This window comes from Mycobacterium paraffinicum, from assembly GCF_025822865.1.
GTDB lineage: Bacteria > Actinomycetota > Actinomycetes > Mycobacteriales > Mycobacteriaceae > Mycobacterium > Mycobacterium paraffinicum.
Genome location: NZ_JACKUR010000025.1, coordinates 194,618 through 212,985, shown reverse-complemented (window position 1 = coordinate 212,985; position 18,368 = coordinate 194,618). Strand labels below are relative to the sequence as shown.

The following is an 18,368-nucleotide window of genomic DNA, read 5'->3' as shown; positions in this document are numbered from 1 at the left end:
GCTTGGCTTGCGGGAGGGGCGGGGGTGACTGCCCTCGCCACCATCGTCGGAGCCTCGGCCCGCCGTTCGATGATCCGGCGCAGCCACGGCACCGAAGACCCCTACGCCGACGAGGATTTCGACAGGATCGACGACGATCGCCGCTCCGTGGTGACCACTCCCGACGGCGTGTCGTTGGCGATCCGGGAAGCCGGTCCGGCGGACGCCCCGCTAACCATGGTGTTCGTGCACGGGTTCTGTCTGCGGATGGGCGCCTTTCATTTTCAGCGGACGCGGCTGCCCGAGCAGGTGGGCCCGGGCGTCCGGATGGTCTTCTACGACCAGCGCGGGCACGGGCAATCCGGCGAGGCGGCGCCCGAAACCTACACGCTGACTCAGCTCGGTCAGGACCTGCAGAGTGTGCTTCAGGTGGTCGCGCCGCGCGGGATGGTGGTGCTGGTCGGCCACTCCATGGGCGGCATGACGGTGTTGTCGCATGCTCGCCAATTCCCCGGCCAGTACGGGCGACGGATCGTCGGCGCCGCGTTGATTTCCTCCGCGGCGGAAGGCGTCGCCGAATCGCCGCTGGGTGAAATCCTGAAAAACCCTGCGCTGGAAGCGTTCCGGTTCACCGCGCGGTCCGCGCCGAAGTTGATGCACCGCGGCCGCAACGTGTCGCGCTCGCTGATCGGCCCGGTCCTGCGGGCGGCCTCCTTCAGTGACCTGCATGTCAGCCGGAGCCTGGATGCCTTCTCGCAGCGAATGATGAACGGCACCCCGATCGCGACCATGGTGGAGTTCCTTGATGCCTTGGAACACCACGACGAGACCGCCGGGCTGTGGACCCTGCTGCGCATCCCCACCCTGATCGCCTGCGGTGACCACGACCTGCTGACCCCCGACGAGTACTCCCGCAAGATGGCGGCCTCGCTGCCGCAGTCCGAGCTGGTCATCGTTCGCGGGGCCAGTCACCTTGCGCTGCTGGACAAGCCGGAGGCGATCAACGACGGGCTGGTGCGGCTGGTCAAGCGGGCCACCCCGGGCCGCACCGCGCTGGCGGCCCGCTGGATGCGCGAACGGCTGCACCGTCGTGGATGAGGGGACTGCCACGCTGCAACGTGTCGAAGACACCATCGCACTGGGCTCGCGGCTCGGTGAGGGACTCCGAGCGGGCGACGTGGTGGTGCTCACCGGTCCGCTCGGCGCGGGAAAGACCGTGCTGGCCAAGGGCATTGCCGCGGCCATGGATGTCGGCGGCCCGGTCACGTCACCGTCGTACGTGCTGGCGCGGGTGCACCCGCCGCGGCGGCCCGGATCACCGGCGATGATCCACGTCGACCTGTACCGGCTCTTGGACCAGAACGGCGCCGACCTGCTGGGCGAGCTCGACTCGCTGGACCTCGACACGGATCTCGATGGCGCGGTGGTGGTCGTGGAGTGGGGCGAGGGCCTCGTAGAACGCCTCGCCGAGCGGCACCTCGACATTCGTCTGGAACGGCTCAGCGGATCCGACGTGCGGATCGCTTCGTGGCAGTGGGTGCGTGCATGAGCCTCCTGCTTGCCCTCGACACCTCCACCCCGGCGGTCACCGCCGGGATCGTGCGCCGCGACGATCTGACCGTGCTGGCCGAGCGGGTCACCGTCGACGCCCGTGCGCACGCCGAACGGCTCACCCCGAACGTGCTGGACGCCCTCGCCGACGCCGAACTGACGATGGGCGACCTCGATGCCGTGGTGGTGGGCTGTGGGCCCGGCCCGTTCACCGGCCTGCGGGCCGGGATGGCCACCGCGGCCGCCTATGGGCATGCGCTGGGCATCCCGGTGCGCGGGGTGTGCAGCCTGGACGCCATCGGTGTGCGCACCACCGGTGAGACGTTGGTGGTCACCGACGCGCGCCGGCGCGAAATCTATTGGGCCCGTTACCGGGACGGGTTTCGGATGGAGGGGCCGGGCGTCAACGCCCCCGCCGACGTCGACCCGGGTGCAGCACAGGCGGTGGCCGGCTCGAAGGAGCATGCCGCGCTGTTCGACCTGCCTCACCGCGGGCCGATCTATCCCACCGCGGCCGGGCTCGTCGCCGCGGTGCCCGATTGGTCGCAGCGCCCGTTGCCCTTGGTGGCACTGTATCTGCGCCGCCCCGACGCCAAACCGATGGCGGCGCGCGGATGACCGCCCTGGGCGAGCCCGTGACGCTCGGCGCCTTGGTCCCCGCCGACGCGGCGCGCTGCGCCGAGCTCGAAAATCAGCTGTTCGACGGCGACGACCCCTGGCCCGCTGCGGCGTTCAACCGCGAATTGGCCAGCCCGCACAACCATTACGTCGGCGCTCGGGCCGGCGGCACGCTCGTCGGCTATGCCGGGATCTCGCGGCTGGGTCGCACCCCGCCGTTCGAGTACGAGGTCCACACCATCGGCGTCGACACCGCCTACCAGGGCCAGGGGATCGGCCGCCGGTTGCTCGACGAGCTGCTGGTCTTCGCCGACGGCGGCGTCGTCTTCCTGGAGGTGCGCACCGACAACGAGGCGGCCATCGCGCTGTACCGCAGCGTGGGATTCGAGCAGATCGGCCTGCGCCGGCGCTACTACCGCGCAAGCGGCGCCGACGCCTACACGATGCGGCGGTCAGCACTATGACGACCATCTTGGCCATCGAAACCTCTTGCGACGAAACGGGAGTCGGTATCGCGCGGCTCGACGCCGACGGCACCGTGACGCTGTTGGCGGACGAGGTGGCGTCCAGCGTCGACGAACACGTCCGCTTCGGCGGCGTGGTCCCCGAGATCGCGTCGCGGGCGCACCTGGAGGCGCTCGGCCCCACGATGCGCCGCGCGCTGACGACGGCGGGGCTGCAGAAGCCCGACATCGTCGCGGCCACGATCGGGCCGGGTCTGGCCGGCGCCCTGCTGGTGGGAGTGGCTGCGGCCAAGGCGTATTCGGCCGCGTGGGGGGTACCGTTCTACGCCGTCAACCACCTTGGCGGGCACCTGGCCGCCGACGTCTACGAACACGGGCCGCTCCCCGAGTGCGTGGCGCTGCTGGTGTCGGGCGGCCACACCCACCTGTTGCATGTGCGCTCCCTGGGCGAACCGATCGTCGAGCTGGGCAGCACCGTCGACGACGCCGCCGGCGAGGCCTACGACAAGGTGGCGCGGCTGCTGGGGCTGGGTTATCCCGGCGGCAAGGTGCTCGACGACCTCGCCCGCACCTGCGGCCGGGCGGCCGCAGAGCTCCCCGCCTTCCCGCGTGGCATGACCGGCCGCGCCGATGACCCGTACGCCTTCAGCTTCTCCGGCCTGAAAACGGCCGTGGCGCGCTATCTGGAGAGCCACCCCGACGCGGTGAACGCCGAAGTCGCCGCCGGCTTTCAGGAGGCCGTCGCCGACGTGCTGACCATGAAGGCGGTGCGCGCGGCGACCGGACTCGGCGTCTCGACGCTGCTGATCGCCGGGGGAGTGGCCGCCAACTCGCGGCTGCGGGAGCTGGCGGAGCAGCGGTGTGCGGCGGCCGGGCTGACGCTGCGGGTCCCCAAGCCCCGGCTCTGCACCGACAACGGGGCGATGATCGCTTCCTTCGCCGCGCACCTGGTTGCCGCCGGGGCGCCGCAGTCACCGCTGGACGCGCCCACCGACCCCGGGCTCCCGGTGGTAAAAGCCCAGGTGAGCTGATCGCCCTTAGCGAACATCGCGGACGCACCGGGGCGCCCTTGAGTGCTAGCACTCTCGTGTATAGAGTGCTAGGTGGCAATCGGCCAGACCCTGTGTCGGCACCCGCGACGACGGCGCTCGGGCTCGGACGACTGCCGAATCCCTTGATAACTCCGGGGCACCCGCCCCGGACCCGATCTAACTAGTGGAGGGCTCCAATCGTGGCGAAGGTGAACATCAAGCCACTCGAGGACAAGATTCTCGTGCAGGCCAACGAGGCCGAGACCACGACCGCGTCCGGTCTGGTCATTCCTGACACCGCCAAGGAGAAGCCGCAGGAAGGCACCGTTGTCGCCGTCGGTCCCGGCCGCTGGGACGAGGACGGCGAGAAGCGAATCCCGCTCGACGTCTCCGAAGGTGACACCGTCATCTACAGCAAGTACGGCGGCACCGAGATCAAGTACAACGGCGAGGAGTACCTGATCCTGTCGGCGCGTGACGTGCTGGCCGTCGTATCGAAGTAAGAACCGTGTTCCGCCCCGGCGATCCCCGCGCATGGCCGCGGGTGATTTCCGGGGCGGCATGCGTTATCGCCCTTCAACAAGGAGCCTGATGAGCAAGATCATTGAGTACGACGAGACCGCGCGCCGCGCGATCGAGGCCGGCGTCAACGCGCTGGCCGACGCGGTCCGGGTGACGCTGGGACCGCGCGGTCGGCATGTGGTGCTGGCCAAGGCATTTGGCGGGCCCACGGTCACCAACGACGGGGTCACCGTCGCGCGCGAGATCGACCTGGAGGACCCGTTCGAGAATTTGGGTGCGCAACTGGTGAAGTCGGTGGCCACCAAGACCAACGACGTGGCGGGTGACGGCACCACGACCGCGACCGTGCTGGCGCAAGCGCTGGTCAAGGGCGGCCTGCGCCTGGTTGCGGCCGGCGCCAACCCCATTGAACTCGGCGTGGGAATTTCCAAGGCGGCCGACGCGGCGTCCGAGGCGCTGCTCGCGGCGGCCACCCCGGTGTCCGGCAAGGACGGTATCGCTCAGGTGGCGACGGTGTCGTCGCGCGACCAGCACCTCGGCGAGCTGGTCGGCGAGGCGATGACCAAGGTCGGCACCGACGGCGTGGTCACCGTCGAAGAATCCTCGACGCTGAGCACCGAGCTGGAGTTCACCGAGGGCGTCGGTTTCGACAAGGGTTTCCTGTCGGCGTATTTCGTCACCGATTTCGATTCGCAGGAAGCCGTGCTGGACGACCCGCTGATCCTGCTGCACCAGGAGAAGATCAGCTCGCTGCCCGACCTGCTGCCCATGCTGGAGAAGGTCGCCGAGTCGGGCAAGCCGCTGCTGATCATCGCCGAGGATGTCGAGGGTGAGGCCCTGGCGACGCTGGTGGTCAACTCGATTCGCAAGACGCTCAAGGCGGTCGCGGTGAAGGCGCCGTTCTTCGGCGACCGGCGCAAGGCGTTTCTCGAGGACCTGGCGGTGGTTACCGGCGGCCAGGTGATCAACCCCGACGCCGGCCTGCTGCTGCGGGAGGTCGGCACCGATGTGCTGGGCTCGGCCCGCCGCGTGGTGGTCAGCAAGGACGACACCATCGTCATCGACGGGGGCGGCTCGAAGGATGCGGTTGCCGACCGGATCAAGCAGCTGCGCGCCGAGATCGAGAAGAGCGACTCCGATTGGGACCGCGAAAAGTTGCAGGAGCGGCTGGCCAAGCTGGCCGGCGGCGTGGCCGTGCTCAAGGTGGGCGCCGCCACCGAGACCGCACTCAAGGAACGCAAGGAAAGCGTCGAGGACGCCGTCGCGGCCGCCAAGGCCGCCGTTGAAGAGGGCATCGTCGCGGGCGGTGGCTCGGCGCTCATCGGAGCCCGCAACGCGCTCAAGGAGTTGCGCGGGTCGCTGTCCGGCGATCAGGCGGCGGGGGTCGAGGTGTTCGCCGAGGCGCTCGCGGCACCGCTGTACTGGATCGCCACCAACGCCGGCCTGGACGGCGCGGTCGCGGTGCACAAGGTCGGCGAGTTGCCGGCCGGGCATGGGCTCAACGCCGACAAGCTCACCTACGGTGACCTGATCGCCGACGGCGTGATCGACCCTGTCAAGGTGACCCGGTCGGCGGTGCTCAACGCGGCGTCGGTAGCGCGGATGGTGCTGACCACGGAGACGGCCATCGTGGACAAGCCGGCCGAGGAAGACGCCCATGGGCACGGTCACGGGCACCACCACCACTAGTTGATGACCGAGGCACCCCCGGCCCGATGGCCGGGGGTGTTCTCGTACTTGATGGGCTGTTGCTTCCTCGTGTTCGGTTTGTTGGGATCGGTAGCGAGGTGGGGCTTGTGCACTGGTGCCACGAAGGCATCAGAAAGGACGGCCATCATGCCGCACATGACGAAGAGACTCGTCGTCGCCGCGCTGCTGGCGGGGGGCACCGCACTAAGCGGGTGGGGTGTGGGCGTCGCTCACGCGGACACGATGGAACCGCACCGCTGGTGCCCGGGCAACCCGAAGCAGATGCCCTACGTCGTGAACCAGTACATCGACTGGGACTGGAATGTCTGCCACACCTGGTATCCGACGCAATACGGGATGGGCAACGTCACCATGCAGGGCCGGCCGACCTCGATCTGGGACGGCGACAACCCGCCGATCGAGGCGATCACCATCAGGCATTGCCCGCCGATCAGCTTCATGTGCCCCTAGCCCGGTCGCACTTGTGTGCGTCGATGCGCCGCTACCGAGGTCTACCGCTGGGGCGCTGGCGGCCCGCGCCCGATTCATTCGCCGACGGGCATCACCACCACCACTAGGCACGTAATGCGAAGCGCCCCGGGCCTAATGGCTGCGGCGCTTTCGTGATTCGATTGCTAAGCTGGCGCACCATGACGTGGGGGGCGCCAGCGTGAGTTATCCGCAGCAGTGGCCACCGCAACCACCGCAGTACCCCCAGCAATGGCCACCGCCGTACCCGCCCCCGGCGCCCGCGCAGCGCAAGACCAATGCCGTGCTGATCGTTGTGCTTGCGGTGGCGGCGATCGTCGTTCTCGTACCCGTGGCGTTAGTCGGGTTCTTCGTGATTCGGGACATGGCCCGCGACGGTCTCGACGGGCGCGGCGGAGTCAAGAAAGCCAGCTCACTTTCGGACTTCGATGTGGTGTGCGATCGCGGATCAATCAGTAACGCCGCCACGTACGGCAAGCCGTACAAGATCGCCGCTTTCGCACCGCAGGTGCGGCCGAGCCCCATGAGCCAGGTGTCGCGCGACCACTGGACGCAACTCACACTCGACGCCCGGGCCGATTACCGGGCGAGTGCCGACGACTTCCAGTCGGCCAATGTTGTTGCCTGCCTTACCCAAAAGCCCGGATCCGAGGTCAAGTCACGCAGCTGCGACTTCAAGACCGACGCCGGCGAAAACGTGACCGTCAACTACTACGCTGTGCAATACAACATCGAACTTCGCGAGGCGAAGACCGGCAAGCACATCGAAGAATTGGGAGCGGTGGACGGTCCCGCCGCCCGCTGCCCGTTCCTGTTATGGGTCAAGACACGCGATCCCAAGATGTACGCGGAACCGGATCCTGCGGCGGTCGATGCCAAGCTCGCTGAATTCGCGCACAGATAACTGATCAGCGGGCCGTCGAGGAAGCCCGCTCCCGGGGCAAATCTCCATTCGCTGAGCTGCTACTGGGCTACCGGCTGGATCGACATGCCGATCAATCGAACCCAACCAAACGTCAGGGTTGACGCGCTGCCACCCGCGGTGCAATGTGATACCCGTCATATGACCACTGGTCACGCCAGGTAGAGAGGCGGAGCTCATGACTACCAGGGACAAGTACACGGAAGTGCCCACGCCGTACTCGTGGGAGGTCCCCAGTGCCGGCGACGCGCGCTTTACCTGGGAATACGACGAGGGGCGCGCCCGGCTCCTCTCCCTCTACCAAAAGGGGAAGGACAAGCAGTGGGACGCCCAGTCGCGCATCGACTGGACGCAAGACGTCGACCCGATGAACCCGATCGACCTGCCGATCGAGTTCCATCCGCTGTTCGGCAGCCCGATGTGGGACGCCGCGGATGAGGCACGTCGCGCCGAAATGCGTCAGCACTTCCAGGCCTGGCAGCTCTCCCAATTCCTGCACGGCGAGCAGGGGGCGATGGTGTGTGCGGCCAAGATCGTCGAGGTCGTCCCGGACCTGGACGCGAAGTTCTACGCGGCCACCCAGACCATGGACGAAGCCCGGCACGTCGAGGCCTTCTCGCGGTTCCTGCAGGAGAAGGTCGACGTGGTCTACCCGATCAACAAGCACCTGACCGCACTGCTGGACGACACCCTGCGCGATTCGCGTTGGGACATGCCCTATCTCGGCATGCAGGTCCTCATCGAAGGGCTCGCACTCGCGGCCTTCGGGGTGCTGCGTGACATGGCGGCGCCGGACTCGCTCGCCAAGAAGGTGCTGGCGTACGTCATGCAGGACGAAGCCAGGCACGTCGCCTTCGGCCGGATCTCGCTGAAGGATTACTACTCCGCGCTCACCGAGTCTGAGCGCGGCGAGCGTGAAGAGTTCGTCGTGGACGCCTGTTACCTGATGCGCGACCGGTTCCGCGGCGAGGAGGTTTTCGAGACACTCGGCATGGACGTACAAGCGTGTGCCGAGTGGGTCGACACGTCGCCGCTGATGATCCAGTTCCGCTCGCACCTTTTCAGCCGCATTGTGCCGATCGTCAAGGACATCGGGTTGTGGGGCGACAAGGTGCAGCAGGCCTTCCGGGACATGGGCGTCCTCGACATGGCCGGCTTCAACATCGAAGCGCTGATGAAAGCCGATGAAGATCAGGCCGAGGCGCTGGACAAGGCACACGCCGAGATGGCCGTTCGGGCCCTCGAGGTGGACGAGGCGATCGCGGCCGGCGCGAGCTAATCCACGTTCGGCCTGCTTGGCGCCGGCGCTGATTTGCCGCCGCCCGACGTACCGCCCGATTCCTGGAGCGCATCAGGGCGATGAGGTCGGCGGCGGTGGGTCCCTGCGCAGCTTGAAACTTCACTGACTAGTGAAATAGTATCGATTGATACAGTGTTATCTGAAACAGACAGCGTGGACCCTTAGGCAGGCGATCATGGACGTATACGAGGCGGTCACAAGCCGGCGTGCAGTGCGCGGATTCACCGAGCAGGAGGTGCCGAGAGAGGCGTTGGAGCGCGTGCTCTCCGCGGCGGCGTGGTCGCCGTCCGGATCGAACATCCAGCCGTGGAACACGTATGTGGTGACCGGCGCGCTGCTGCGCGAGCTCAAGACGCGCGCCGTCGAGCGCGTGGCCCACGGTGACCCCTGGGACGAGCGGGAATACGAGATGTACCCGCCCGGAATGAAGTCGCCATACGGCGACCGACGATCCGCCTTTGGCAAGGAGCGCTACAGCGCACTCGGCATTGCGCGTGAGGACTGGGAGGCGCGCCAGCGGGCGGCCATCGCGAACTGGAACTGTTTCGGTGCGCCTGCCGCGCTGTTCTGTTACATCGACCGCGAACTGGGCGTGGCCCAGTGGGCCGATGTCGGGATGTACCTGCAGACCGTCATGCTGCTACTCCGCGCCGAAGGGCTGCATAGCTGCCCGCAGATGGCATGGTCGCAGGTGCGCCAAACGGTTGCGGATGTCTTGTCGCCACCTGACGGACTAATCCTCTTCTGCGGCATGTCAATTGGATACGAGGACCCCGCGGTGAAGTACGCTCGCACAGGCCGGGCGCCGCTCGAAGAGACCGTCACGTTCGTCGACGACGAGTCGCCCCGTCTGGAACATGCCATCCGGTCTTAGTCCGGTGTTCAAGCCGGATGAAGAGATGACCCGCGACGCTTCCAGTCATGCCACCGCCCGGCGTGCGACCGACCGTCCCGGAGACCCCTCGCCTTTCGCTCTCGGTTTGTTGCTGCGCAGGGCGCACTGGCGCGCGGCCGCGGTGATGTCGGACGCGCTTCGGCCATTGGGCATCGAGTTGCGGCATTTCGCCGTGCTGCTCGTCCTCGTCAACCGCGGGCCCACGCAGCAGCGAGATTTGGTCGACGCGACGGGTTCGGATAAGGCGGGAATCATGCGTGTCGTGGATGACCTGGAGCGCAAGGGGCTCGCCGTCCGTAAAGCGGTTCCGGGGGACCGGCGCGTGCGGGCGGTGGAGATCACCCCTGAAGGTCTTGAGCTTTTCGACGCCGCTCACATCGCCGCGGAGCCGCTGGCGGAGCGGCTCGTCTCGATGCTGGGTCCCGGGGAGGCGGAACAACTGAAGGATCTGCTCACGCGATTCACCGCTTCTACCGACCTGTAGGGCACGTGTCACGCTCGGTCGCGACGGCACGAACGAACGCGTCGGCGAAGACGTCACAGACGCTGTTGATGTCTGGCAGCGACCAATCGGGGACATTCGGCAGAGCCGGACGGATAAGCACGTGAATCGCGATGGGGCCCAAGAGTTGTTGAGCCAACAGCGGCAGGGGTAGGTCCCGCATGTGCCCGGCACGAATCTCGGCTTCGAACCAGCGTCCCAGCACCGAAAGCATGCGCGAGGGACCGTAGGCCGCCAGCGATTGCACAGCGGGACTGGTCGGCCGTGCGAAGGCTTCGGCGAATATTGCTGGTACTACCCGGGGTTCGCGGCTCAGCGCGTCCGCAACGGTCCGGTAGAAGCCGCGCACCATTTCGGGTAGGTCACCGCTGGCATGCGCGAGGTATTCCTCGATGTCCCGGATGGGGCTGTGGCGCTCGAAGACCGCCCGTATCAATTCATCGCGCCCACCGAACGCCGCGTGGAGGCTGTAGACCGAGCAATTCGCCTGGGCCGCAACGGCTTCCAGCGTCGCTGCAGCTAGACCGGATTCGCTGATCAAAGCTGCGGCGGCGGCCACCGCCCGGGTGCGGACGGGGGGTAGTCCGCCGGGGTCGACGCCGGCGGCGCGGACCGCGTCATTCAAGGCGGTGCGCGAGCCGCCAAAGCGCCGCAGCAGGGTGCTCCGCGAGATCCCGGCCTCGGCGGCGATCGTGGCGACGGGAATGTCGGCGACATCCTTGCCCAGCTTCTCCGCGGCGCGCAGTGCGGCGTCCACCACTTGTGGTGTCGACACCGGTCGGGCCATACCTGTTCTCCTCGCTACCGTGATACATTGCTTTATGTATCCTGTAATTGTATTCCATACTCCGTTGGGAGTCTGCTGATGACGCGAGTTCTTCGGACCCAGGTCTGCGTTGCCGGTGGCGGCCCTGCCGGCCTGGTGCACGCCCTCCTGCTCGCCCGCGCGGGAATCCCGGTCGTTGTCTTGGAGAAGCACAAGGACTTTTTGCGTGACTTCCGTGGCGACACCGTGCATCCGACCACCCTGCGGATCATGGACGAGCTGGGGTTCATCGACGACTTCCTGCGGCTGCGGCACACCAAGATCAACCGCGTCGCATTCGACACCGACGGCTCGATCCGCACCTTTGGCAACTTCAGGGTGCTCAAACGGCTCGGCTTCAGGCAGCCCTATATCGCCATGATGCCGCAATGGGACTTTCTCGACTTCATCGCGGAAAAGGCTTGTGCTTACCCGGAATTCACCTTGATCCGCAATGCCGAAGCCACCGATCTGGTCTTCGACGGCGATCGGGTGTCGGGAGTGCGCACTGAAGAGTTGGAGGTACGAGCGGATCTGGTGGTGGCCGCCGACGGACGCAAGTCCGCGGTGCGCATTGCGGCGGGGCTGAAGACCGCTGCGGCACACTCGCCGATGGACGTGCTGTGGTTCCGGCTGAAATGGCGACCCGGCGACCCGCAGGAATTGTTCGCGATAGCCCGTAAGGGCCTGATGATGGTCATGATCTACCGGGGCGACTACTGGCAGGTCGCGTATCTGATGCCGAAGGGATCGAACCCCCGAGGCGGATCATTGGCGGCGTTCAAGGAACGGATCGTCACCGCACAGCCACGGCTGCGGGACCACGTCGACGACCTGACCTCATGGGACGACACCAGCGAGCTCGACGTGCGGGTCGATCGGCTCGAGACGTGGTGGCGCACGGGCCTGCTGTGCATTGGCGATGCCGCGCATGCCATGTCGCCCGCTGGTGGGGTAGGCATCAACCTTGCCGTCGCCGACGCGGTGGCCGCGGCCAACATTCTGTGCACCCCACTACGCGAGGGCCGGGTCACCATTGACGACCTGGCGAAGGTCCAGCGGCGCCGAGAGCTGCCCACGCGAATCATCCAGGCTTTCCAGGTGCTGATTCAGGACAGGGTGATCGCGCCCAACTTGAATGGTGACCTGTCCCCGATCCCGATCCCGAAGATCGTCGGTTGGGGCCCACTGCAGGCGATTCCACCGATCTTCGTCGGCCGCGGCTTCCGTCCAGAGCGTGTCCGCACTCCGGACGTGCACAGCGCACGGGCCGTCACCGAACATGAGCCCCGATGACCACGGCGTCACCACCACCCACCACCTACGCCGATCCGCCTCATCAGCCGTCCAAGTCTTCGGCCTGGACCGGTGCAGGCGGCTGCACGGGGCCTCGTCGTCAGAGCCCGGCGATGACGATGCCGACGCCGACCACGATCCCCAGCCCGAGTGACACCAACAGGAAGCTGACGATTCGCTCTTTAGCCGGCGACGTCTCGTGATCGGCCGCCGCGATCGGTGCGAGTCGGCGGCCGGCGCCCCACGCCGCCGCGAGCAGAGTCGCCAGCCAGTTCGCGTAGCCGGCGTACACAATCAGTCCGACCGCCGTCACCCCCCACGCGTTGGGCAGGTGAAGGTGTGGCCAGAGCAGGCCAAGGATTACGAGGAACATGCCATTGAGCACGGCTTCGAGGTGGCTAGACAGCCCCATGCGCGGGTTCTTCAGTGCCGGGATGGCGAATCCAGTCAACAGGCCGACCAGGAACAGGACCAGCCCGAGTGTGAACAGCACCGTCTGCATGTCAGAAGATTAGGAGCGTTCGGCTGCTCTCGAGATATAAACGACTACGGGCGTTATCGGCGTGTCGTCGCAGAGGTTTATGTGTCGTGGCGGCTCTTACCCGCGACCGCCGCCTCAGCGGGTTCCTGGTGGAAGGCTCGGCGGGGTCGTCGTCACAGTCGTGCTCGGCGTGGACGTGTACGTCGGGCTGCTGGTGACGGTGACGGTGCTCGTGCTGGTGGACGGCGGTGGCACTTCGGTCGTCGTCGTGATCGTCGTGACGCTGGTCGTCGTCGAGGTGGACGATGTCGTCGTCGCGGACGCCGCGGCGAGCACACCGCAGGCCACCCGCTTGCCCGACTCACCGGCGGCACCCCCGCTCAGGTTGTCCGCGCTCTGGTGGACGATCAGTGCGGTGCCCGAGCTGTTTCTCAGGTCCGAGGCGGTGAGCAAGCTGGTGGTGGTGACCAGCTTCGCCGAGCCGTCGTTGCGCACCTGCAACGCGGTCAGGTCGCCGCTGGCCGGAAAACCCGTGTGATTCGGTGCCTGGTAGACGGATCCCGCGGACTCGAAGTCCCCTTCGCATTTGCCCGCAGCGTGGATCATCAGCGCGTGAAAACCCGGGCTCAGCACTTGGTTGGGTCCGGCTTCCACGGTCACCGTCGCGTACCCGTTCGCGAAATCAATGGTGGCGGTGCCGACCTGATTCCCGTCGGCGCTCTTCAACTGCGTGGTCATCCGCTCGGTGCCGGGGGGCGCGCTGGAGGACGTTGACGTGGCGGATTGGCCACCCTGCTGGTTTGCGCATGCCGCGAGCGGTGCGATGGTGGCGGCAAGCGCCACGGCCGCGAAGGTTACGCCCTCATTCATGGGCCGGTCGTACCCCGATTGGTCGCGGTCCAAACGACTACAGCGAACTCAACAGGGCGGCGCGGCCGCGGACGCGAAGTTTATTGATCGTGGATCGTCGCAACCGGGTGATGCGCTCGACCATTCGATCTCCGAGTGCATCGAGCATCTCGGCGCTCAAATCTATTGGCGCCGGGCATAAGTCACGCTCCTCTTCGCTGGCGTGTGCATCCAGGACCGTGACGAACGAGTGCCACTCGCCCTCGTATTGCGGTGCCGTCGGCGGAGTCCGAAGTAGCACCGCCAGCTGATCCCAGACTTGCCGGTGCTCCGCGTGCGCGATCGCGACGAGCGTGCTTGCCTGCGACACCGCCGGATAAAACAGGTCGTCCTCGATGCGCATGTGAATGTCCAGTTCGATCAACAATTCGTCGAGGGCGTCTTGGCGCTCGCCGGTATCCGGGGGGAACGCGGTGATTTTCTCGCAAAGCCCGCGTAAGACCTTGTGGTGTTCAAAAAGCACCTCGTAGGCGTTCATTTCGTGCCTCCGCGCACCTCGACGTATCCATGGCGGATGCGTGTCGGGTAGTGCGGCAGTGCGGCTGTCGCCGGTCCGCGCAGGACTTCTCCCGATTCGCAGGCGAACCGGGAGCCATGCCACGGACAAACGATGCGACCGCGATCGATCCAGCCGTCGTCCATCGGCGCACCGAGGTGGGGGCAGCGCGCGCCGACGGCCAGGACCCGGTCGTCGGCGCGGTAGAGAACCACGCCGACGCCGTCCACGTCGACCCGCCGCGGCTGGCCGTCCAGCGCCGTTGCCGGCAACACCGGCGTCCAGTGGGCGCCACTGAGCCGAGCGCCCGAGCGGTCCACCCCGGCCCCCGATCCGTATACCAGAGCTCCGCCCAGGTAGCCGCTACTCAGGGTGATGCCGTAGCCCAGCGCACTGCAAGCCATCCCGCGCCGATGGCGGCCGTTGCGGCGGTCCCACCACGACAACGCGTACAGGCTCGTCGCGACCCCGTTCAGCAAGCCATGGACAACGCCGACCCGTCGCGATTGCTCATGCGTGTGTTGCCAGTCCGTCAGACCGGTCGCGGCCGCGCCGACGCTTCCGGCGAGTCCGACACCCAACGCGAACCTCGACGCGTCGCGCCATTGCGCGTCACCCCCCGAGAGCACGGACGCCGCATCCATCGCGACCGTCGTCGTGACCGCTCCCGTCGGCACCGACGTCAACGCGGGATGCAGCGGATGGCCGAGCCAGGTGCCGTGCAGCGCATTGCTGACTCGGTCTCGATATCGGCCCACGGCCGCGAAGAGGAATGTCAGGCCGTGCTCGAGGCGGTAGCTCGGCCGGTCCAGCCATTCCTGTCTTCCCAGACTTGTGACTGCTGCATGGCCGTAATTGCGGATGCGATCCGGAGATCGATGTGATCGTTCAGTCACGGCACCCCTCCTGTGCGCGTGAGCGAACCGACGCGGAGCCCCGACACGAGGGAACGCCCGAACTAGCCCGACGCGACGCAAGGGTTGCTGCGTGCCGCGTCGATATGGACGCGGCCAGCCGGCGGCCTAGCCCATGACTAGATACACGGACCGCGACGGCGATTCGTTCAACCGGGTTGTGCGCCGTCAGGCCGAGCGGCGAATGCCGCGCGTGCGGCCGATGTCGCCCTTCAGCAACATGTCTCGCTCCGCTTCGGACAAGCCGCCCCAAACCCCATAGGGCTCACCGACTTCGAGCGCGTGGGACCGGCACTCCTGAATTACCGGGCACTGCCGGCACATTTCTTTGGCGCGCTGCTCGCGCTGCATGCGGGCGCGGCCGCGCTCACCGTCGGGGTGAAAGAACATCGACGAGTCAACGCCGCGGCACAAGCCCTGCAGTTGCCAGTTCCAGATGTCGGCGTTGGGTCCAGGTAGCTGCTCCGGCTGTGGCATTGGTGTTTCCCTCTCTGCACGGCACGCCCAGTAAGGTCAGGTTCGCGAAGCGAGTGTGCAACTGAATTGAAGTGGTGTCACCGATGACTACCCGTCATGCGTAGACGTTAGGGCGGGCGGTGAATTTGCGTCAATAGCCACTTAGCCCGACAAAGTATGTAATGGTTATAAAAGAATTAACGCCGCGTTCATCTGCTACCCGTTGTCGAAACACGCACCGTGCTACCAGGCACTTGACCGGAACGAGATTTCCCAGCTCACGGGCCAGGGGAGAGCCGGCCGCGATTAGTACAGGACCTATTGTGATTAACAGTTCGGTAACGCCAACAGCACAAACTGTTTACTCCTATCGTCGTGATTGAAACTCGTCACACTTTCGTGATTGGCGGAAAGTTGGTCGCCGCCGCCTTCGGCGACCGGCCCGGCACCTGGCCGCTGCCGACCGCGGTCACACCGGAGGGCTTATGGCTGCGCGCGGTCGCAGCGGGCGGGCAGGGCCGCTACGGCAGCGCCTATCGCGATCTGGCCGCGCTGCGGCGCGACGCCCCCGCCGGCCGGTTGGCGTCGCTGGCTCACAGCACGCAGGGATCCTTTCTGCGCCAACTCGGTTGGCACACGCTGGCGCGCGGGTGGGACGGACGCGCCCTAGCGCTGGCCGGCGTGGACCCCGAGGCGCGTGCCGACGCCTTGATCGGGCTGGCGGCCGACGCGTTGGGTGTCGGCCGCTTCGCCGCGGCGGCGACGTTGTTGGGCCGCGCGGACTCCGAGCTGCGTGCGGGGGCGGTGCCCGAGCGGCAGCCGGTGCGCCGCGGATGGGTGGCCGCCGAATTGGCGATGGCCCGCGGTGACGGCGAAACCGCCGTCCGCCATGCGGACGAAGCGGTGGAGCTGGCGGGCGCCATGGCCGTCCCGTCCGCGCGGCACGCGGTGAAGAGCGAGGTGGTGCTGGCGGCCGCCCTGTGCAGCGCCGGGGCCGTCGAGCGCGCGCGGGCGGCGGCGGAGGCGGCGCTGGACGCCACCGGTCGGCTCGGGCTGGTCCCACTTCGTTGGGCGCTGGCGTGCTTGCTGATTGATCTCGGTAGCGTCACCGTTTCGACACAAAAGCTACGCGAAATTCGCGATGTCTCCGCAGGCCAAGTGCGGCGCGCCGGTGCGACGTGGCGTTCCGCTTGAAATGGCCTCGTGCCCGTTATTGTCAATTCGTTAGTTAGCCCGGTTAGCCCGCGATGTGTCCGGTTCGTAACGTTGGAGATACCGCCGTCGATGACAATTCAAGGGGATCGTCTCGACGCTGTGGTGGCCAAGGCCGTGGCGGGGGACAGTAACGCACTACGGGAGGTGCTGGAGACCATCCGTCCGATTGTCGTGCGATATTGCCGCGCGCGAGTCGGGACAGTCGAGCGGGGTGGGCTGTCAGCGGATGACGTGGCACAGGAGGTGTGCTTGGCGACTATCACGGCGCTGCCGCGCTACCGGGACCGAGGGCGTCCCTTTCTCGCCTTCCTGTACGGCATTGCGGCGCACAAGGTCGCGGACGCCCATCGGGCCGCCGGCCGTGATCTGTCCTATCCGACCGAAGTCATCCCCGAGCGTTGGTCGTCCGACGCGGGCCCCGAACAGCGGGCCATCGAAGCCGATTCGGTCAGCCGGATGAGCGAACTGCTCGAAATCCTGCCCGCCAAGCAGCGCGAGATCCTGATCCTGCGTGTCGTCGTCGGCTTGTCCGCCGAAGAGACCGCATCCGCCGTCGGCAGCACCACGGGAGCGGTCCGGGTGGCCCAGCACCGTGCGCTGTCCCGGCTGAAGTCCGAAATGATCGCGGCAGGTGACTGTGCCTGAATCCCTGGACGAATTCGCCCGTTCCGACCTGCTTCTCGACGCCCTCGCCGAGCGGCGGCCGGTGCACGTCGGCGATCCCGACATGGACGCGATGGCCACGCTGCTGGAGGATTGGCGCGACAACCTGCGGTGGCCACCGGCGAGTGCGCTGGTGTCGGCCGAGGAAGCCGTCGACGCTCTGCGCACCGGCCTGGCCGACCGTCGCGGCGGCCGGCGCGGGCTGGCGACGATCGGATCGGTCGCCGCGGCGCTGTTGGTGATGAGCGGGTTCGGCGCGATGGTGGTCGAGGCGCGTCCCGGGACCCCGCTGCACGGGCTGCACGCGATGTTCTTCGACCAGCCGCGCGTCAACGAGAAGAATCAGGTCATGTTGTCGGCCAGGGCCGACCTGGCGAAGGTGCAGGAATCGATCGACCGCGGTCAATGGGACCGGGCCCAGAACCAGCTCACCGAGGTAAGCAGCCTGGTCCAGTCGATCGACGACCCGGCCAGCAAACAGGAGCTGACGAATCAGCTGAAGCTGTTGAATCTCAGGGTTCAATCGCGCAACCCGAATGCGACGCTGCCGCCCCCGGCGAATACTCCGTCGGCGTGGTCGACTCCGACCACCGCTGCGCCGACGGCGGCCAGCACACCCTCCGAAGCTCCGCCGAGCCCGTCGGTCACGCCCTCGCCGAGTCAGTCGTGGAGCAAGCACCGACACCACGGGCAGACTTCGACGCCGTCGGCGGTGACGCCGAACAACCCCTAGTGGTCTAGCGACGGTATCCGTCGGCGTCCGAGGTGGCCTCGTTGAGTGAGGCGTCGGCATATCCCCGGCAGTAATCCCACGTGACGTAGGCGTCCGGCTCGGGGTCGTAGGCAGGCTCGTGCGGGCGGACGGTGCCGTCGATCAGCAGCTGCAACAGGTTCGCGCGCAGCATGTCCCAGTCGTGGTAGTGATCCTGCTGACATTCGTCGCAGCACACCACGAGCCCGCGAATGCCCTTGTGCGCCAACAGTGCCTCGTAAACCGCCAGGTCGGCAAGGTCCGCCTCGACCGCCATCCGCTCTTGGGCGTCCAGGGGTTGCCCCGGCTCTACGGCTTCCAGCGCAGCCGACGGATCGCAGGGGTCGTCGGCGAAGGGGTCGGGCGGCAAACCCGGTGGGAGGTGATCGCGCACGCACACTAGCCTACGCAGCCGGGCCG

Annotated in this window: 23 protein-coding genes; 16 read left to right on the top strand and 7 right to left on the bottom strand. The window is 67.0% G+C overall.

The genetic code is table 11. The annotated features are described in order from the left end of the window. Window positions 1-24 precede the first annotated feature (24 nt). The 12 genes from H7J89_RS15475 (at window position 25) to H7J89_RS15420 (ending at window position 9,944) form a co-directional block, all read left to right on the top strand. Window positions 25-1,077, top strand: a complete 1,053-nt coding sequence (locus H7J89_RS15475) for an alpha/beta fold hydrolase (RefSeq protein ID WP_264044549.1) — start codon at window positions 25-27, stop codon at window positions 1,075-1,077. Further along, window positions 1,070-1,528: a tRNA (adenosine(37)-N6)-threonylcarbamoyltransferase complex ATPase subunit type 1 TsaE gene (tsaE, locus tag H7J89_RS15470; RefSeq protein WP_264044548.1), complete on the top strand. Its 459-nt coding sequence runs from the start codon at window positions 1,070-1,072 to the stop codon at window positions 1,526-1,528. Before H7J89_RS15475 ends, tsaE begins: the two co-directional genes overlap by 8 nt. Then, window positions 1,525-2,148 carry a tRNA (adenosine(37)-N6)-threonylcarbamoyltransferase complex dimerization subunit type 1 TsaB gene (gene tsaB, locus H7J89_RS15465; RefSeq protein ID WP_264044547.1) on the top strand — a complete coding sequence of 208 codons (624 nt, stop codon included), beginning with the start codon at window positions 1,525-1,527 and terminating at the stop codon, window positions 2,146-2,148. The genes tsaE and tsaB overlap by 4 nt, the downstream gene beginning before the upstream one ends. Then, complete coding sequence (rimI, locus tag H7J89_RS15460) at window positions 2,145-2,612, top strand: ribosomal protein S18-alanine N-acetyltransferase (protein WP_264044546.1); 468 nt, start codon at window positions 2,145-2,147, stop codon at window positions 2,610-2,612. The genes tsaB and rimI overlap by 4 nt, the downstream gene beginning before the upstream one ends. Then, on the top strand, window positions 2,609-3,643 hold the full coding sequence (gene tsaD / locus H7J89_RS15455) for a tRNA (adenosine(37)-N6)-threonylcarbamoyltransferase complex transferase subunit TsaD (protein ID WP_264044545.1): 1,035 nt from the start codon (window positions 2,609-2,611) through the stop codon (window positions 3,641-3,643). Before rimI ends, tsaD begins: the two co-directional genes overlap by 4 nt. 200 nt (window positions 3,644-3,843) lie before the next feature. Then, window positions 3,844-4,146: a co-chaperone GroES gene (groES, locus tag H7J89_RS15450; protein WP_007167930.1), complete on the top strand. Its 303-nt coding sequence runs from the start codon at window positions 3,844-3,846 to the stop codon at window positions 4,144-4,146. A gap of 88 nt (window positions 4,147-4,234) precedes the next feature. Continuing rightward, window positions 4,235-5,854, top strand: coding sequence for a chaperonin GroEL (gene groL / locus H7J89_RS15445; RefSeq protein WP_264044544.1), 1,620 nt, complete (start codon window positions 4,235-4,237; stop codon window positions 5,852-5,854). 156 nt (window positions 5,855-6,010) lie between these two features. Beyond that, a complete protein-coding gene (locus H7J89_RS15440; RefSeq protein ID WP_264044543.1) occupies window positions 6,011-6,325 on the top strand; it encodes a hypothetical protein in 315 nt (104 codons plus the stop codon). 301 nt (window positions 6,326-6,626) lie between these two features. Continuing rightward, window positions 6,627-7,247: a hypothetical protein gene (locus tag H7J89_RS15435; RefSeq protein WP_264044542.1), complete on the top strand. Its 621-nt coding sequence runs from the start codon at window positions 6,627-6,629 to the stop codon at window positions 7,245-7,247. 196 nt (window positions 7,248-7,443) lie between these two features. After that, entirely contained in the window at window positions 7,444-8,544 is a 1,101-nt protein-coding gene (locus H7J89_RS15430) for a ferritin-like domain-containing protein (protein WP_264044541.1), read from the top strand. Between the two features lie 196 nt (window positions 8,545-8,740). Continuing rightward, window positions 8,741-9,439 (top strand): nitroreductase, encoded by a 699-nt coding sequence (locus H7J89_RS15425; protein ID WP_264044540.1) that lies wholly within the window; start codon window positions 8,741-8,743, stop codon window positions 9,437-9,439. A gap of 4 nt (window positions 9,440-9,443) precedes the next feature. Beyond that, window positions 9,444-9,944, top strand: coding sequence for a MarR family winged helix-turn-helix transcriptional regulator (locus H7J89_RS15420; RefSeq protein ID WP_264044539.1), 501 nt, complete (start codon window positions 9,444-9,446; stop codon window positions 9,942-9,944). Here the strand turns inward: H7J89_RS15420 and H7J89_RS15415 are convergent. Continuing rightward, window positions 9,931-10,749 (bottom strand): TetR family transcriptional regulator, encoded by an 819-nt coding sequence (locus tag H7J89_RS15415; RefSeq protein ID WP_264044538.1) that lies wholly within the window; start codon window positions 10,747-10,749, stop codon window positions 9,931-9,933. The two genes, H7J89_RS15420 and H7J89_RS15415, sit on opposite strands and share 14 nt — an antisense overlap. Before the next feature lie 78 nt (window positions 10,750-10,827). Between H7J89_RS15415 and H7J89_RS15410 the strand changes: the two genes are divergently transcribed. Beyond that, on the top strand, window positions 10,828-12,063 hold the full coding sequence (locus H7J89_RS15410; protein ID WP_264044537.1) for an FAD-dependent oxidoreductase: 1,236 nt from the start codon (window positions 10,828-10,830) through the stop codon (window positions 12,061-12,063). A gap of 100 nt (window positions 12,064-12,163) precedes the next feature. On the opposite strand, the gene H7J89_RS15405 is transcribed toward H7J89_RS15410, so the two are convergent. The 5 genes from H7J89_RS15405 to H7J89_RS15385 all read right to left on the bottom strand — a co-directional run bounded on the left by H7J89_RS15405 (window position 12,164) and on the right by H7J89_RS15385 (window position 15,340). Further along, window positions 12,164-12,565, bottom strand: a complete 402-nt coding sequence (locus H7J89_RS15405; RefSeq protein ID WP_264044536.1) for a styrene oxide isomerase — start codon at window positions 12,563-12,565, stop codon at window positions 12,164-12,166. 114 nt (window positions 12,566-12,679) lie between these two features. Continuing rightward, window positions 12,680-13,414, bottom strand: a complete 735-nt coding sequence (locus tag H7J89_RS15400) for a superoxide dismutase family protein (protein ID WP_264044535.1) — start codon at window positions 13,412-13,414, stop codon at window positions 12,680-12,682. Window positions 13,415-13,451: 37 nt separating this feature from the next. Next, a complete protein-coding gene (locus tag H7J89_RS15395) occupies window positions 13,452-13,931 on the bottom strand; it encodes a hemerythrin domain-containing protein (protein ID WP_264044534.1) in 480 nt (159 codons plus the stop codon). Continuing rightward, window positions 13,928-14,812 carry a Rieske (2Fe-2S) protein gene (locus H7J89_RS15390; protein WP_372513789.1) on the bottom strand — a complete coding sequence of 295 codons (885 nt, stop codon included), beginning with the start codon at window positions 14,810-14,812 and terminating at the stop codon, window positions 13,928-13,930. The genes H7J89_RS15395 and H7J89_RS15390 overlap by 4 nt, the downstream gene beginning before the upstream one ends. Before the next feature lie 219 nt (window positions 14,813-15,031). Continuing rightward, window positions 15,032-15,340, bottom strand: coding sequence for a WhiB family transcriptional regulator (locus H7J89_RS15385; protein WP_066962701.1), 309 nt, complete (start codon window positions 15,338-15,340; stop codon window positions 15,032-15,034). A 354-nt stretch (window positions 15,341-15,694) separates the two neighbouring features. On the opposite strand from H7J89_RS15385, the gene H7J89_RS15380 reads away from it, so the two are divergent. The 3 genes from H7J89_RS15380 (at window position 15,695) to H7J89_RS15370 (ending at window position 17,930) form a co-directional block, all read left to right on the top strand. Further along, window positions 15,695-16,513, top strand: coding sequence for a hypothetical protein (locus H7J89_RS15380; protein WP_264044533.1), 819 nt, complete (start codon window positions 15,695-15,697; stop codon window positions 16,511-16,513). A gap of 90 nt (window positions 16,514-16,603) precedes the next feature. Next, window positions 16,604-17,179 (top strand): sigma-70 family RNA polymerase sigma factor, encoded by a 576-nt coding sequence (locus tag H7J89_RS15375; protein WP_066945594.1) that lies wholly within the window; start codon window positions 16,604-16,606, stop codon window positions 17,177-17,179. Then, complete coding sequence (locus tag H7J89_RS15370; RefSeq protein ID WP_264044532.1) at window positions 17,166-17,930, top strand: anti-sigma-D factor RsdA; 765 nt, start codon at window positions 17,166-17,168, stop codon at window positions 17,928-17,930. Before H7J89_RS15375 ends, H7J89_RS15370 begins: the two co-directional genes overlap by 14 nt. Window positions 17,931-17,934: 4 nt before the next feature. Here H7J89_RS15370 and H7J89_RS15365 read toward each other — a convergent pair whose 3' ends face one another. Further along, window positions 17,935-18,342, bottom strand: a complete 408-nt coding sequence (locus tag H7J89_RS15365) for a DUF5319 domain-containing protein (RefSeq protein ID WP_046186907.1) — start codon at window positions 18,340-18,342, stop codon at window positions 17,935-17,937. Window positions 18,343-18,368 lie beyond the last annotated feature (26 nt).